This window comes from Cohnella cellulosilytica (assembly GCF_042431195.1).
Taxonomy (GTDB): Bacteria; Bacillota; Bacilli; order Paenibacillales; family Paenibacillaceae; genus Cohnella; species Cohnella cellulosilytica.
Window position 1 is genome coordinate 40,264 of sequence record NZ_JBHMDN010000011.1, and the last position, 15,579, is coordinate 55,842.

General features: G+C 53.3%; 12 protein-coding genes and 1 riboswitch. Of the genes, 2 read left to right on the forward strand and 10 right to left on the reverse strand.

Annotation, left to right across the window (positions count from 1 at the left end):
• Positions 1-23 precede the first annotated feature (23 nt).
• Positions 24-124, reverse strand: a riboswitch (purine riboswitch).
• Positions 125-581: 457 nt separating this feature from the next.
• Positions 582-1,415, forward strand: a complete 834-nt coding sequence (locus ACFFT4_RS07835) for an NAD-dependent epimerase/dehydratase family protein (protein WP_378046510.1) — start codon at positions 582-584, stop codon at positions 1,413-1,415.
• Between the two features lie 642 nt (positions 1,416-2,057).
• Here the strand turns inward: ACFFT4_RS07835 and ACFFT4_RS07840 are convergent.
• The 4 genes from ACFFT4_RS07840 to ACFFT4_RS07855 all read right to left on the reverse strand — a co-directional run bounded on the left by ACFFT4_RS07840 (position 2,058) and on the right by ACFFT4_RS07855 (position 6,138).
• Positions 2,058-2,402, reverse strand: coding sequence for a hypothetical protein (locus ACFFT4_RS07840; protein ID WP_378046512.1), 345 nt, complete (start codon positions 2,400-2,402; stop codon positions 2,058-2,060).
• Between the two features lie 233 nt (positions 2,403-2,635).
• Positions 2,636-3,025: a hypothetical protein gene (locus tag ACFFT4_RS07845; protein ID WP_378046513.1), complete on the reverse strand. Its 390-nt coding sequence runs from the start codon at positions 3,023-3,025 to the stop codon at positions 2,636-2,638.
• A 404-nt stretch (positions 3,026-3,429) separates the two neighbouring features.
• Positions 3,430-4,437 (reverse strand): ABC transporter substrate-binding protein, encoded by a 1,008-nt coding sequence (locus ACFFT4_RS07850; protein ID WP_378046515.1) that lies wholly within the window; start codon positions 4,435-4,437, stop codon positions 3,430-3,432.
• 123 nt (positions 4,438-4,560) lie between these two features.
• A complete protein-coding gene (locus tag ACFFT4_RS07855; protein WP_378046517.1) occupies positions 4,561-6,138 on the reverse strand; it encodes a helix-turn-helix domain-containing protein in 1,578 nt (525 codons plus the stop codon).
• 434 nt (positions 6,139-6,572) lie between these two features.
• Between ACFFT4_RS07855 and ACFFT4_RS07860 the strand changes: the two genes are divergently transcribed.
• Positions 6,573-7,529 (forward strand): AraC family transcriptional regulator, encoded by a 957-nt coding sequence (locus ACFFT4_RS07860; RefSeq protein ID WP_378046519.1) that lies wholly within the window; start codon positions 6,573-6,575, stop codon positions 7,527-7,529.
• A gap of 135 nt (positions 7,530-7,664) precedes the next feature.
• Here the strand turns inward: ACFFT4_RS07860 and guaA are convergent, their stop codons facing one another.
• The 6 genes from guaA to ACFFT4_RS07890 form a co-directional block, all read right to left on the reverse strand.
• On the reverse strand, positions 7,665-9,185 hold the full coding sequence (gene guaA, locus ACFFT4_RS07865) for a glutamine-hydrolyzing GMP synthase (RefSeq protein WP_378046693.1): 1,521 nt from the start codon (positions 9,183-9,185) through the stop codon (positions 7,665-7,667).
• Positions 9,186-9,353: 168 nt separating this feature from the next.
• On the reverse strand, positions 9,354-10,151 hold the full coding sequence (locus tag ACFFT4_RS07870) for a PHP domain-containing protein (protein WP_378046521.1): 798 nt from the start codon (positions 10,149-10,151) through the stop codon (positions 9,354-9,356).
• Positions 10,152-10,191: 40 nt separating this feature from the next.
• Positions 10,192-11,022, reverse strand: coding sequence for a response regulator transcription factor (locus ACFFT4_RS07875; protein WP_378046523.1), 831 nt, complete (start codon positions 11,020-11,022; stop codon positions 10,192-10,194).
• Positions 11,016-12,533 (reverse strand): sensor histidine kinase, encoded by a 1,518-nt coding sequence (locus ACFFT4_RS07880; RefSeq protein ID WP_378046525.1) that lies wholly within the window; start codon positions 12,531-12,533, stop codon positions 11,016-11,018. The genes ACFFT4_RS07875 and ACFFT4_RS07880 overlap by 7 nt, the downstream gene beginning before the upstream one ends.
• A 212-nt stretch (positions 12,534-12,745) precedes the next feature.
• Positions 12,746-14,401, reverse strand: a complete 1,656-nt coding sequence (locus ACFFT4_RS07885; protein ID WP_378046526.1) for an ABC transporter permease — start codon at positions 14,399-14,401, stop codon at positions 12,746-12,748.
• Positions 14,394-15,518 carry an ABC transporter ATP-binding protein gene (locus ACFFT4_RS07890; RefSeq protein WP_378046528.1) on the reverse strand — a complete coding sequence of 375 codons (1,125 nt, stop codon included), beginning with the start codon at positions 15,516-15,518 and terminating at the stop codon, positions 14,394-14,396. Before ACFFT4_RS07890 ends, ACFFT4_RS07885 begins: the two co-directional genes overlap by 8 nt.
• Between the last annotated feature and the right edge of the window lie 61 nt (positions 15,519-15,579).

Below are 15,579 nucleotides of genomic sequence, written 5' to 3' on the forward strand. Positions count from 1 at the left end.
TCCAAAGGACGCATGCCGCCCTCGGGCTTGTTTTCCCTTTTCGTAGACAGATCATTTGCGGTGACCTCGTAGAGACTCCCGAGCCAATTCCCGGGATTATACGAAAAGATTATTCAGTTGTTTGTCCATTCCATATTCTAGGTGGAATGATCTCCCCTGTCAACGATTATTTACGTATAACGACAGAGGGGAGACAAGGTATTGTTCGGAATTTACATTCTCTTCCGGCCGATTAACGGCGTAAATTCCATTGAAAACGAAAACAAAACATACGCTGGGCGAAAAATGGCGGTTTCTGCAAATCCGCTCGGTCGGCTTTCTTCGCCTATGGTTGCTCGCTCTCGCTCGCTGCGCCGAAGCTTAATTCGAAATATCGGCATATGCTCTCTGCGCGTGGGCTTAATTCGAAATGTCGGCACATGCTCTCTCTGCGTGTGGGCTTAATTTGAAATGTCGGCATATGCTCTCTCTGGGTGTGGGCTTAATTTGAAATATCGGTGCCCCTCTCCCTGTGCCGGTCTTAAGATGATACACTCTACTCATAGCAAGCCTGATGTTGATTTCGAAGGAGACCTGACCACATGACCGTATTGATTACTGGAACAAGCGGATTTATCGGAAAAGAGCTGGCGATTGCTTTGCATCGGGAGAGAGACATCGTGTGCTTGTCGCGGGGGAGAGCTCCATTTGACGATATCCCTTTCGTTCAGGGCTCGTTCGACCGGTTCGAGGATTTGCGCGGATTGGATCGTTACGATATCTCCGCCGTCGTCCATCTGGCCGCGGTAACTGGGGGATGCTCGGAGGAAGACGGGTTGTCCGTCAACGTGCTGGGGACAAGGCGGCTTTATCGTTATTTGCTCGACCGGGGATGCCGAAAATTGATTACAGCCAGCTCGATCGCCGCGGTCGGCTGCCTGTCTCCGGACTTTATGCCAAGCGAGCTGCCGATTCCCGACGACCATCCCTGTCTTGCGGAGGACGCTTACGGCTTCAGCAAAGCGACCGTCGAAGAGCTGACCCGCTATTTCTACCGCTCCCATCCGGACGCCGACTTCGTCAATCTGCGGTTCGGAGCGGTCGTAGACGAACAATGGACGCTCCCCGATTCCGATACGCCGGCGACACTCCCCTTCGTTCAGCTGGCGCACGTCTATGTATCCGATATTCTTGGCGCGCTGCACAGCGTACTGGCCTCTCCTCCCAAGCCCGGCGTCCGCATCTGCAACGTCGTCGGCCCGGAGGCCAGCTGCCGCGCTCCCGTAACGGATGCGCTGAACGCCGCTTTCGGAGAGCGGGGCTCACCTTGCGACCTGTCCTATTTCCGCCAGCCGGGGCACGAGCGCAAGCCGATCTACTCCATGGAAGGAATGCAGCGCGAATTCGGCTTCGAGCCGCAGCGGCGCTTTACTTAATGGAGCGGAGCAAACTCGCGAGTTGGAGCTTCGGTCTTCTGTAGCATGCCGGGAAAAAGACGATAACTGACGGCAACTGATCCAGTTGCTCACTCGTGTACAAGTTCTATAGGGGCGGGGGCCTTCCACAAGGGAATCTTTCGCTAGGGGATCTTTCAAGGCGTGTTATTCGAAGAAGCCGCGTGACTTCACTCTAATGACGCTCATGAGAGGGTCTGCTCGATGAAAACATTCAATTTGACTCGATTCGTGCTCTGACGGAGGCTGATGTTCTATAGAATCGTGTAACGACTCCCGTTTCGTGCTCAAACGGAGGACGATGTTCTAAAAAATCGTGTATCGCCCCCCGATTCGTGTCCAAACGGAGGGCAATGTTCTAAAAAATCGTGTATCGGCTCAGAATTCTTGCTCAAACGGAGGGCGATGTTCTAAAAAATCGTGTAACGACTCCCGATTCTTGCTCAAACGGAGGACGATGTTCTAAACAATCGTGTAACGACTCCCGTTTCGTGTCCAAGCGGAAAAGCGAATAGCGCACGCCCATGTCCAAAGATTCGAAGCCTCCAGTGTTTGAAAGCCCATTAAGGCGCGGCTACCAAACACTGGAGGCGATTGTGATTATCAGCTATAAAGTCAGGCCAGCTAGTTGCCGATCCGGTTGACTCCGCCATTCAGAAACCACGTTCTGGAGCCGTCGGCATCCGTCTTGGAATCGATGTGCAAATACACCGCGCTGCCGTCGAACTTCTCCCAGAGCAGAATGACCCGATTCTCGGACGGACTGATCAGAGCGCCGGGATAGAGATCGCCTTTCTGCAATTCGGACTTCCTCTCGTCGCTGAACAGCGCTTCGTTAAAGGTCGATACTTCTTGATCGGGCAGACCGTTCGTCAGTTCCAGATCGAGATCGCCGCTGCTGATCAGCTTCCAGTCTTTTACGGGCACGATGCCGTTCAGCTTATCGGCTGCCTGTTTCCAGCTGTTCAATAGCTTTTCGGCTACCTCCGGATACATTTTCTGCTCGTCAGCAAATGAAGGATGTTCATTATAATAGAGCTTGCCCTCTTTCGCCCGCTCAGGATAAGAATCTGGATCCGGTCTCGCGTAGCCGATTTGCGTCAATGCGATTAGTATAATTGCGCCTCCCAATATGAAAACAATTAATTTTCCCCATTTATCTCTGGAGATTGTCACGTTCTTTTCCTCCTTTCTTTATTGGTTTACCATATTATTTCATTAGAGGGGTTCCAAACACTTCCATCTTCCATTTCCCAGCGCTCAGACCATGCCATCTTATAGCTAGCGCTCGCTTCGTGGACGCAGGCCGCCGTGTAATTTGATACACTAATTGGTGCAGTACTATCTTGATCCTGCTTACTCCCTGTATAAACCCCATCTTTGTACCACTCAAAATAGATACGTACAAATGTAACTTCAGGATAATATCCATTATCACTTCCAATTTGTGCTCCCCGTATATAGATCCCCGATCCCGGGGTGCACGTTGAATCCACATAAATACCCCTATCATAATCTGGAGAGGCAAATACCGATCCTGCGAACATCAAAAATAAAAAAGGGGATATTATTATCTTTTTACTTATACCCACAAATAATACCTCCTATTTCATTCGATGGATTTTACTGGGGGCCCAGTAAATTAATTATACTTCAATTTATCACACCATTATATAGCCCTTATTTACTAAATATTTAAAATATGGGATTTTAAAGAATATTATGTTTTTTTTAAAATATGTGGGGTTAAATGTTGACCTCTAAAAAGACCTATTCATGTTCGAGTCATCTCCCGGATCCCGTAAAACTGACAATTTCACATGCTGTCTTAGTACTGACCAATTTAATCCTCATGCTCCCCTCACACTTCGAAAGAATTACCAGCAACGCACATAGCCTTGATATTTACTCCACGCAAAAAATCCCTCCGCAGAACGTTCCGATACCTATCAGACGATCTGCGAAGGGAAAAAGTTGGAACACTTCGGCCCTATCTTTATTTTGCGTTCTCCGCCTCGCGCTGCGTCAGAGCATCGACCGCAAGATCAATTTGCCCCATCACGGCGAGCGGATCATTCGGGTACCAGTAATCGTAATCGTTAATGAACACTCTGTTGTTGCGAACCGCGGGCAATTGCTTCCAGATCTCCAGTTCCTGCAGATCGCGCAACGCCTCGCCGGTATGATCCGGATCGTAGACGGTCAAGAACATATAGTCCGCTGCGTATTCAGGCAACATTTCCATCGACAATTGAAGCGTCTGCTCGCCTGTCGGGTCAGGATGCGGCATACGGTAGCCGAGCGCGTTATAGAACACCTGACCTCCTCGCCCGGCATTTTCACCGAATATCCACAACGTGCCGTCATTGACCAACTCGTAAATACCGATCGTCGCCCGTTCGTCCACTATGCTCTTCAAAGCCTCTCTCGCCGTTTGTCCCTTTTGTTCGAACGAGTCGATCAAGGTTTTCGCATCGTCCGGTCTGCCGGCCAGCTCCGAAAACAGAGCGATCGTCTCCGTGACGGACTTGGCCGTATTAAACGGAATATGAACGGTTGGCGCGATTTTGGACAGCGCCTCGTATGAGTCGTCGTACATGACTACGATCAGATCGGGCTGCAGCTCCAAAATCTTTTCCGTATTGAGCGGCTGTCCCGCATCCTCCGCGTCCTGCAGCCGTTCCTTCAGAAACGGGTTGTCGAACGTCAGCGGTGCGGCGCCGACAACGTTCAGCCCCGCGGCAATCAATTCTCCGCCGTAGTAATCCGTTACAATCCGCTGCGGCCGATCGGGAATTTGCACTGTCCCCTTCGCCGTATCGAACGCGCGCGTCGACGCCCGTCCCGTCTCTCCGGACTGCGCCGCGCTTTTCGGCTCCGCCTCCGCTGCCTGAGTCTGAGCCGACTCCGACGAATTGCCGTTATCCGTTCCACATCCCGCCAGCATCAATCCGAACGTCAGCGTCAGCGCGCCGAGCATCCCCCTCTTTTTCTTCCTATCCATCAGCTTCTCCTCCAGCCCTGTCAGTACCTCTAGTTGATAATGAGAAACATTATCAATAGAAATGATAACAAGCGGTCGTCCAACCGTCGATAGAAAAAGAAGCGCAATCGACATGGATTTTCGTCACTTCCCGTGCAGCAGCAAATCCGCGATCATTAGCATCTGTCTCTCCAGCGACAAACCGTCGTTGTACCAATAAAGTCCGATCGGCACCTTGTATACCTGCCGTCGCCTCACCGCGGGAAGGCTGTTCCAAGGCTCGCTTTCCGTCAGCCCTTCGGTCAGCTCCATGCCCTCCTCCTCGTACATGCAGACAATCATGTGGTCAGCGGCATATTCCGCTAGCTGATCCGGTTCCAGGCGAAGATAGGTGCCGCTATCCGCCAGCCGATTCGCGACCGAGGCGGGCGGCCTGAGTCCCAGCATTTCATATGCGGCATAGCAACAGCGATCGTAGCGCCCCATCACGTACAGATGCCCGGCCGAAAGCTCGTATACCGCGGTCGTGACGGTCTCGCCCTGCCATCGCGACAGACGCTCCCGCAGCTGCGTCGCGAGCGCCAGCATACGGGTCAGCGCCGCATCGGCCTCGCGCTCCCGGCGAAGCAAGCTCCCGAACACCTTCAGATTGTCCAGCGGGCGAACCTCTTCGGACTTGATCAACACCGGAGCTATTTCCTCCAGTTGCCCTCGAAGCTCCGCGTGCATATAGTTTGACGCCACGATCAGCTCCGGCTTGAGCGTGCGAAGCCTGTCCAGATCCCAGCTCTCAAACGACTCGATTCCTCCCGTCTTGTCATGCAGTTGATCCGAATAACGAAGCATATGCGATTCGCACGCAATGGGCTTGATTCCCAATTGAAGCATCGTGCCGAGAAAATGATAAACCGCGACTCGTTTGGGCGCCTCCCGGTATTCGGTCGGATAAGCTCCGGTCAGTTGTCGAAACTTCCGGCTGAAATACAGCGCATCCCCGTAGCCGGTCCGAGCCGCGATATCGCGGATTGGAACGAACGTCGTCAACAGCATCTCCTTCGCTTTGCGCATTCGAACGGTGGCGATATAGTCCGAAACGCGAAGCCCCGTCTCCTGAAGAAATTTGCGCGAGAAATAATGCGGATGATAGCCCGTCAGCTCAGCCAGCATCGTCCGATTCAGCTCGCTTCCGTAATGCTCGTGAATATGGCGAATCGCTTTGCGTATCGGGTCCTCCCCAGACGGCACGCCGTCTTCGCTTCTGGCGAAGCTCAGTTCAACCGTCTCCAGCAGCAGCCGCTGCAGCGTCAGCGAGAGCGAAGTCTTGTTCGGCGATTGCCCCGCTTCATGCAGCAGCTTGAACAACTCGAACAGCCTCGGGCCGGAGCGGTCGGCGAGAAGTCCCGGCTGGGGCAAAATTTCGTGCGAGCGGCGATGAAGCAGATGATTCCGTCCCTGTTCGATCAGCCGGTATACGTCGAATTGCAGCAAATAAGCGTGCAAGCCGGAGCCTTCGGGGCAGCGGAGCTGCGCCCGAGAACCCGGAGCAAGCAGCGCAAGGCAGCCGAAGTGCAAATTGCAGATAGACTCGCCGAGCTGCAGGCTTCCCTCGCCTTCCGTCACCAGCAGCAAGGCGGGGATATCCGTCGTCACGGTTGTTTGCCGCTCCGGCGAGCCAAGCGCAAGGACGCGCGCCTCCCGAAACTCATAATAATAATCGGCCATGCATGCACGATCTCCTTTTCGCCAAAGAACCTGCCGAGGCCATGTCGGCAGGTTCTTTCCTTGCTGAAAGTATCGCTCCCGCCCGATCCCGAACGGCGGCTTCGACGCAATGTGTAAATAGTATAACATCCGTCCCCGTCAACTGAGAAATGCGTTTTCCCGTACCGAACTTTGGGTTCGTCAATCTTCGTATTCCGTTACGATAGTAACCGCATACCACCGTTGGGCATCGTCGGCACGCTGTTTTTCGGCAAACGCCGCCCCCTGCGCAGCCTCTTTCCCCTTTATTCCGCGGCTTGTGTCTTTAATTGTAATGAGCTTATAATGAAGCCGATAGTCGGATTGCGCCTGATTCTTGCCTAAAACTCCGACGGCCCGGATACCCAGCCCGGAAAGTTTTTGTTCGATAAAGGCTCACAGGGAGGAGAAAACTTATGCGTCGTCATACGGAAGAGGAGGAGCGTTCGGTTGTTTTACGGCGGCTGCTGCAGCTTGGCCTGTCTTATTCCTTTGCCCGCGGCATCCACGAAACCGGCATAACCTTCGTTTCGCTGCTGAAGGCGGATCAACCGACGACGGTGCAATACGGTTTTTTCCAGCCGGGGATATGCGTAGTCCTTCAAGGCGGCAAAACGCTGATGATCCGCAATAATACCTGCAATTACGGAGCCGGGGATTATATCGCTTCCAACATCGATATGCCGATCAAAGGCCAAGTCGCTCATGCCGCACCGGAAGCGCCGTACTTGGCGATCCGAATTGCCTTTACGGCGGACGAGATTGCATCCGTTGCGCTGGATGCAAAGCTTAAAGCGATTGGAGAAAATCGGTTGACGGAAGGCGCGTTTATCGGTAGGACCGGGATTGATACGCTGCGTGTGCTTGAGCGGCTGATGCAGCTGGATGCGGACAGCGAAGCGGCGGCTTTTCTCGCACCCGATGTGAAGCGTGAGCTGATCTACCGCTTGCTGACCGACGAGGACGGCGCACGCTTCTATAACAACATGCTGCTGCATCATGATGCGGCAGGCATCAGCAAGGCGATCCATTACGTCAAAGCCAACTACTCGCGTCCCCTTACCGTAGAGGAGATCGCCCAGGCCGGCGGTATGAGCCCCTCTACCCTGCATCACAAGTTCAAATCCATCACGACTCTGAGCCCGATCCAGTATCAGAAGCAGCTCCGGCTTCAGGAGGCGCGCAGAATTTTGCTTACCGACGATACCGATGTCACGTCAACCGCGTTCGATGTCGGCTACGAAAGCGTGACGCAGTTCAACCGCGAATATAAACGGTTCTTCGGCCTGCCGCCGCTGAAAGACATTCGTACGATTCGTACCCTCGCCAAGACAAGCGCAGAGGAAACCGATTATGTCGAAAAAATATTATAGCGGTCGGAGTCGGATGCGGCCATAAAAAATACTCTCTTCTATTTGCCGAACAACGCAAATAAAAGAGAGTATTTCTCGCGGCAGACGCCTGAAATCTTGAAGCATCAAGACAAGCCGGCGTCTGTTCCCATCACCTTACTCCCACTCGATCGTCGCGGGAGGCTTCGACGTAATGTCGTACACCACACGGTTAACGTTCTGCACCTCGTTCACGATGCGGTTGGAGATCTTTTCCAGCACATCCCACGGAATGCGCGCCCAGTCGGCGGTCATGCCGTCGATCGAGGTGACGGCGCGGATGCCGACGGTGTGCGAGTAGGTACGCCCGTCGCCCATGACGCCGACGCTCTTCATGTTCGGCAGCGCCGTGAAATACTGCCAAATCTCGCGATCCAGCCCGGCCTTGGCGATCTCGTCGCGCAGGATCGCGTCCGATTCGCGAACGATCTCCAGCTTCTCCTCCGTCACTTCGCCTAGCACGCGAATGGCAAGACCCGGGCCAGGGAACGGCTGGCGCATGACGATGGCGTCCGGCAGGCCGCACTCCGCGCCGACTCTGCGCACCTCGTCCTTGAACAGCGTCTTCAGCGGCTCGATCAGCTTAAACTTCATGTCCTCCGGCAGGCCGCCGACGTTGTGGTGCGACTTGATCGTCTGCGCCGTCGCCGTGCCGCTCTCGACGATGTCGGTATACAGCGTGCCCTGCGCCAGGAACGTGAAGTCGTCGAACTGCGCGGACTCCTCCTCGAACACGCGAATGAAGTCGTTGCCGATGATTTTGCGCTTTTTCTCCGGATCGTCCACGCCCTTCAGGTTGCCCAGGAATCGCTCGCTCGCATCGATCTTCACGACGTTCATGCCGAACTTGCCGACGAACGTCTCCATGACGCTCTCCGCCTCGCCCTTGCGCAGCAAGCCGTGGTCGATGAACATGCAGGTGAGCTGGTCGCCGATCGCCTTATGGATCAGCACGGCCACGACCGAGGAGTCGACGCCGCCGGACAGCGCGCACAGCACTTTCTTCTCGCCGACCTCATTGCGGATATCACGCACCATATCGTCGATAAACGAGCCCATCGTCCAGTCGCCCTTGCAGCCGCAGACGCCGAACAGGAAGTTGCGGATCATCTCGTTGCCGTGCACCGAGTGGCGAACCTCCGGGTGGAATTGCACCGCGAAAAACTTCCGGTCCGGATCGCTCATCGCCGCTACCGGAGCGTGCTCCGTGCTGGCGTCGACGCGGAACCCGGCCGGCAGCTCCGTCACGTGATCCCCATGGCTCATCCATACCGTCTGACGGCTGTCCAACCCTTGCACGAGCGCCGAGCCTTGCGCGAAATCGATGTCCGATTTTCCGTACTCGCGTTTGTGGGCCGGCTCGACTTTGCCCCCTTGCTGGTGCGTCATGAGCTGCATGCCGTAGCAGATGCCGAAGATCGGCACTCCGAGCTCGTAGATCGCCGGGTCGACCGTAGGCGCGCCTTCCGCGTATACGCTCGCCGGTCCTCCGGAGAACACGATGCCTTTGGGCGCCAGCTCGCGAAGCTTGTCCGCCGAAGTATTAAATGGAAGCAACTCGCTGTACACGCCCAGATCGCGAATGCGTCTGGCGATCAGCTGGTTGTATTGTCCGCCGAAATCGAGTACGACGATCATTTCATGCTGGTTGTTAGTCACTGGTTAAACCGAGCCCCTCTCAATCAATTGAAGCTATTATAGCTTTGCGGCTTAGACAGCGTCAAGGAGAAGGGGCCGCATTCGAAGCCGGCAAAAAGGCAGACGGCCCGCGAAAGCTGATCGCCTCGCCGGCCGCCCGCAGCCCAATCATCCCACGCGAACATGTCCAACGAAGTAGAGAGGAGATTTCAGGCGCGCCATTCCGTGCCAATCGGTTCCTCCGGATACTTCCAGGTCCAATCTCTCGCAGCAGAGTTCATACCATTGGGATTCTTGCGGAGAATGCTCGGGATAATAGGCTTCGATTCCGTCCAAGCCCGATTCCTTCAATCGTTTAATGATCCGATATTCTTCGTCCAGGTCCAGCTTCATCAGCTTCGGGTGGGCTAGGAAGGCTTTGCCGCCGCTTTTTTGGATCGCATCGAAGCTTTTCTCGACCGAAGCCCCGTATTGCTGCCCGCCGAATTGGAAGCAGTAGTCGACAAAACCCGAAAATTGCGCCCAGTCGTTAAACACTCCGTCCTCCAGCATGGCGAAGAACAAATCCGAGAGATACAGCCCTTTTTTGTTCCTGCGGCTTAACACTTGCTCCCAGGAATAGTTGTACTTCTTCGCCACGTATTTTTCAAAGGTATATCGGGTGTATTCCGTCGCTTCCGCGGTCAACGTCCGCAGCAATTCAATCAGTTCAGCATGGTTAACGTCTATTCCGTAACCGAGAATATGCACGTACTGTTGTCCGATGCGCGATGAAATCTCTACGCCTGGGATCGCCTCGAGCTCCGTCCCCGCAGCCGCGGCCATGAAAGCTTCAACGCCGTCAATCGTATCGTGATCCGTTAACGCGACCGCTTTGATTCCGTGCTCCCGGGCAAGCGCGATTAATTCTTCCGGAGTATTCGTACCGTCGGAATGGATCGAATGCATATGATAATTATATTTCATAGTTCTCTCCCTTTTTAATCCTGCATCGCCGAACGCGAGCTTAGTCGTCCTTTTCCGTCTCGTGGGCACAGCTTTTGACCATCACCCAATTGCCGGCCTTCTGAAAGTCGGAAGGAGACATGCGGGTGTACTTCTTGAATACGGAGCAAAAATGTTTATATTCGCTAAAGCCGGTCTTGTCGGAAATTTCATTCATGCGGTATTTCTGCGTATGCAGCAGCTCGACGGCTTTCTGGACCCGGTACTTGTTGAGAATATCCAGGAAGGTCTGCGAGGTGGTCTCCCTGAACTTTCTGCTCAAATAGCTGGGGCTGATCCCGAGCTCCTGGGCGATCGATTCCACGCTGATCTTGCGTTGATAATGCGTTTGAATTCGCTTGATCGCCTCGCCGACATAATAATTCACCCCGTTATCCGCGGACATATAGACGTCCAGCTCCGCCAGATCGAATTCGCTGTTTTGCTTCACCTTCTCCGCGATATCGCCGAGTGCCTTCTCCTGATTCACCTCGGACTTGACCGCCTCTATAATTTTCAGAAGCTTGGCTTCATTGACCGGCTTCAGCAAATATTCCGATACTCGCAGCGAAATGGCCTGCTGGGCATACTCGAACTCGGTATAGCTGGTCAGAATGACGCTATGGAACGGGTAACGATTCGTCATCTTCTCCAGCATCTCGATTCCGTTCATACGCGGCATCATAATGTCCGTAATGACGAGATCCGGGCGATGCTCCTCGAACAGCCGGAGCCCTTCGAAGCCGTCCTCCGCGTCTCCGACGATCACGCAGCCCATGGAGAGCCAATCGAGGGTGTGCACGAGCCCTTTGCGAATAATTTCCTCGTCTTCGACAATCAGCACCTTCAGCACAGTCCGTCCCCCCTGTCGCTCGGCAGCTTGATTTTCACCACGGTACCCCGGTTTTCCTCGCTCGAAATCTCGACGCCGTAGGCTTCTCCGTACATGAGCCGCACTCTGCGATGAACGTTATAGAGCCCCATATGAATCGAATGGTTAATCCCCTTCGCCAAAATCATCTTCAACTCGGCCAGCACCTCGGGTCCCATGCCCCCGCCGTCGTCACTAATGACGACCACCAGTTTATTTTCCACAAAGCCCGCTTGAATCCGGATCATCAAGGCCGACTTGGCGGCAAAACCGTATTTAATCGCGTTCTCGATCATCGGCTGCACCAGCAGCTTCGGAACGATGCAGTCGTAAGCGGCTTCGTCCACGTCGATGGAGTAGTTCAGGTTTTTGCCGAAACGGTACTTCTGAATCAGAAGATAGTTCTGGGTATACTCGATGTCTTCTCTCAGACTGATCTCCGTAATGTTGTTATTGATGCTGTACCTTAACAGTTCCGACAAGCCCACGATAATTTGATTGACCGAGGCCGGAGCTATCTTCACCATATAGCGGATCATTTCCAACGTATTAAAAAGAAAATGAGGATTAAATTGCGATTCCAGCTGCTTGATTTCCGCCAGAACGGTTTGCAGCGCTTTCTCTTTATTCACTTCAATCAAATGTTCAATGTCGGACAGCATCTGATTATAGGATTCGGCAAACACCTGAAACTCGTTATTCGTATTCACTTCAAGACGCGTCTGCAGATTGCCGTTCTTCACGTTCTCGACGGCTCTGATCATATCGTCGATGACGCGCGTTTTACTGCTGGCAATCTTGCGCGCCGATAAGTAGGTCGTCAGAGTCAGCATGGCACAAAGCAGAACGAGCAGTACGCCTACCAGCATCCGAATGGAATTAAAAAAGCCGATGGACGTAATCGTATAGACGGACAGCTCGCCTCCAAGGATCGTCTTCCTCGCCACGTAATGGCTGTCGTTCATCGACTTGACGACACCGGACTCGTCCCTGAACTCTGCATCGATTTTGCCAAAGCGATCAACCAACAGCTCGTTGGTGTAGGCGATGACATAACCGAACGAATCGGTGATTACCGTGCTGGTCGAGAAGTTCTGGCTGAACATTTTAATCAAATCTTTTTCTTCCAGATCGAATGCGGCGAATCCGACAACGCTTCCATTTAGGACGATCGCTTTGCCAATCGTTAACGTGCTGCGGAACGTCGCATTGGAGCTTTGTCTGGCGAGCACGACTTGATTCGGAGAATCCATCATCCTTCGCAGCACGCCCCAGCCTAACGCATCCCGGGACCGGGCATATTCCGGAATGCGCGTGGAACTGGCGATGACGGGATGCAGCTGGCTGTCGAACACGAAAAAGTTGGCTTTCGTTGCGCTGCGGTTAACGAAATCGTAAAAATCCCCGTACAATTCCGTGCTTGCGGCCCCCGATTTAAGAGCGGACAACACGGCTTCGCTGCCCGATACGTCGTTCGCTTTGCTCATGTACATGGAAATAATGGACTCGGCCGCTTTGGCGACATCGGAATTAAGGGCGGAATTGCGCGTTGAAATCGTGTTGTAAAGAATGGAAAAGGACAAAACATAGCTGGATAACGTAATAAATATGACTGGAATCAGCGCATAAATGGTAAACGTTTTTCGGATGTCATCTCTGTACCGCCCGTATGTTTTGTTCATTTCTCCACCCGTCCGCTCCGTCGTTACACGCTAACTTCCTTGCTTCCCGTCAGCTTAAAGAAAATCAGCAGCGAAATGACCGTCGTGACCGTAAGAACGCTGGAGATCGCCGCCGCGGTTCCGTAGCTTGACCTGATCACTTCGGCGTAAATGGCTACCGACATCGTTTTGGTGCTGCCCGTATACAGAATAATCGATGCGCTCAATTCGTTAATGACCGTGATCCAGCTCAATATCGCCCCCGCAAGCACGCCCGGCATCATCATGACCGCGGTTACCTTGAAGAAGCTTCTTACCGGAGGACAACCGAGACTGACGGAGGCTTCCTCCATGCTGGGACTGATCTGATAAAGAATGGCCGCACTCGAACGAAGCGTGTAGGGAAGCCGTCTTATGACAAATGCAATAATCAGGATTAGAACGGTGCCGGTTAGCAGCAAAGGTTTGTCGTTGAACGCCAAAAGCAGCGTAATCCCCAACACCGACCCAGGCAAAATATAAGGGAAGATGGTAATCGTGTCAATAAAAGAGGTCAAGGCGTTCTTCTTCCGGGTGGACAGGTAAGCGATAAAGATGCCCAATAAAATGATGATGACGATCGCCTCAAGGCCTAACAGATAAGTGTTGGAAATGGCTTGCATAAGCGAGCCGAACACCGTTCTGTAGCTCTCCAGCGAAAAGGAAGAAAGAAATCGGGAGCCCTTGGTCGCCAGAAAAGAAGTATAAATCACGGTAATCTGCGGGATAACCGCAAGCAATACCAGCAAATAGACGGCAGCGTGAATAATAACTCCGCGTATCCCCTTCAGCCTGGAAGGCTTTAGCGGCTTCAGGGAACTCATCGTAAAGGATTTCTTGTTGGACGCGTATCTCTGTCCGAGAAATAAAACCGCCGTAATCAGCACCATAATGACGGCCATGGCCGCCGAGAAATTCGCCCGTCCGCCGACTTCGCTGATGAACTCCGAGTAGATCATGACCGGCATGACATTAAAGCCTTCCCCGATCAGCATCGGCGTGCCGAAGTCCGCGATCGCGTTCATGAAGACAAGCAGCGAGCCGGCCAATACCGTAGGGGTAATCAACGGAAAGATAACCGTAAACATTTTCTTGAGCGGACTGCATCCCAGACTTTCCGCCGCTTCGATCAGCGAAGCGTCGACCTTCTTCAATGCCCCGGACACGAACAAGTAGATGAACGGGAACAATTTCAACGTCAATACGAGCAGAATGCCGCCAAAGCCGTAGATGCTCGGCATCTCGATCCCCAGCAGACTCTCCGTCCACCTCGTAACGAACCCGCTGCGCCCGCCTAACAGGATCCAGGAGTACGCGCCGATAAACGGAGGGGACAGCATGGAAATAATGATCAGGATTTCAAGCAGGTTTTTACCCTTGACCTTATAGGCCGACATGACGTAAGCCAGCGGCGCTCCGATCAGGACGGCGAGAACCGTCACGCAGCTCGTGATAGAGAAGCTGTTGATCAAACCTTGATAATAATATTTCTTATCGAAAAAGCGAATAAAGTTGTCGAACGTAAACGCGCCTGTCGCCGAATCCCTAAAGCCGCTAATGAAGAGAGATAATAAGGGATAGATCAGAAACAGGGCGAAGAACAAGGCGATGACCAAGGTGGTGACCGTCCAGAAATCCAGCTTTAGCCTGGTCTTAACCATAGGTTCTCACATCCTTGATTAAGCTCCGTTCCCCATCCTCCGTGAACACATTAATTTTGTCCGCCCTCAGATCGAGCCGCAGCGTATCCTTTACTTCGTAGAAGGTTTGCACGCTGCCCGAATCCTGAACGAATTCATTGGACAGCTCGGAAGCCATCGCTATCCCGTCCTTAAACCTGACCGCGTAATTCACGTACTGTCCCAGGAAGGTGCTGCCGGTAATTTCGGCCTGCAGCCCGCGGTCGGCCACGACGAATTCCTCGGGTCTTACCGCGATCAGCACGCGTTGTCCGTCTTGAACGTCGTCCACCAGGTTGGTTAACGGGATTTGATAGCCGTCCATCGTCGAAATCCGTTTCTCGCTTCCGTGGATGCGAATTTCGCCTTTAAGCAGATTGGAATGTCCGATGAAGGTCGAGACGAACAGGTTCGCGGGACGGGAATAGATTTCCCGCGGGCTTCCCACCTGCTGGATCACTCCGTCCTTCATGACGGCGATTCTGTCGGATATGGCCAGCGCTTCCTCCTGGTCGTGCGTGACATACACGGTCGTAATCCCCACTTCTTTTTGAATGTCCCGAATGGCGCTTCTCATATCTATTCTCAGCTTCGCATCCAGATTGGACAGCGGTTCGTCCATCAGCAGCACGCTCGGATGAATGACGATCGCCCTGGCCAGCGCTACGCGCTGCTGCTGTCCTCCCGAAAGCTTCTCGGGAAGTCTGTTCTGGTACTCCGCGATTTTGACCACGTGCATGATGTCGTCCGTCTTTTTGCGTCTCTCCGCGCTAGACATCGTCCGGAACTTTAACCCGTATTCGACGTTCTGCCTTACCGTCAAGTGAGGGAAAATCGCATAATTCTGAAAGACCATTCCGATGTTCCTCTTATGCGTCGGAATCTCGTTGATCACTCGGTCGTTAAAGCGGATCTCTCCCCCTTCAATGGAATTGAACCCTGCGATCATCCTTAGCAATGTCGTTTTCCCGCATCCCGAAGGCCCAAGCAAAGTGAAGAACTCGCCATCGTTAATATCTATCGATAATCCGGGGATAACGGTGATCTTGCCCTCGTCATAGCGTTTAACTACGTTCTGGATATGAATCTCTATACTCATCTGGTTTCTCCCTTGCTTGCTGTGTTGACGACCGACCGGCCGGCCGGGGAGACGCGGGGCC

Excerpts from the sequence above, each read along its gene's own strand:
- ACFFT4_RS07855 (WP_378046517.1), bottom strand. The coding sequence starts at position 6,138 with ATGGCCGATTATTATTATGAGTTTCGGGAGGCGCGCGTCCTTGCGCTT.
- ACFFT4_RS07870 (WP_378046521.1), bottom strand. The coding sequence starts at position 10,151 with ATGAAATATAATTATCATATGCATTCGATCCATTCCGACGGTACGAAT.
- ACFFT4_RS07890 (WP_378046528.1), bottom strand. The coding sequence starts at position 15,518 with ATGAGTATAGAGATTCATATCCAGAACGTAGTTAAACGCTATGACGAG.
- ACFFT4_RS07885 (WP_378046526.1), bottom strand. The coding sequence starts at position 14,401 with ATGGTTAAGACCAGGCTAAAGCTGGATTTCTGGACGGTCACCACCTTG.
- ACFFT4_RS07880 (WP_378046525.1), bottom strand. The coding sequence starts at position 12,533 with ATGTACATGAGCAAAGCGAACGACGTATCGGGCAGCGAAGCCGTGTTG.
- ACFFT4_RS07850 (WP_378046515.1), bottom strand. The coding sequence starts at position 4,437 with ATGGATAGGAAGAAAAAGAGGGGGATGCTCGGCGCGCTGACGCTGACG.
- ACFFT4_RS07835 (WP_378046510.1), top strand. The coding sequence starts at position 582 with ATGACCGTATTGATTACTGGAACAAGCGGATTTATCGGAAAAGAGCTG.
- ACFFT4_RS07860 (WP_378046519.1), top strand. The coding sequence starts at position 6,573 with ATGCGTCGTCATACGGAAGAGGAGGAGCGTTCGGTTGTTTTACGGCGG.
- guaA (WP_378046693.1), bottom strand. The coding sequence starts at position 9,185 with ATGATCGTCGTACTCGATTTCGGCGGACAATACAACCAGCTGATCGCC.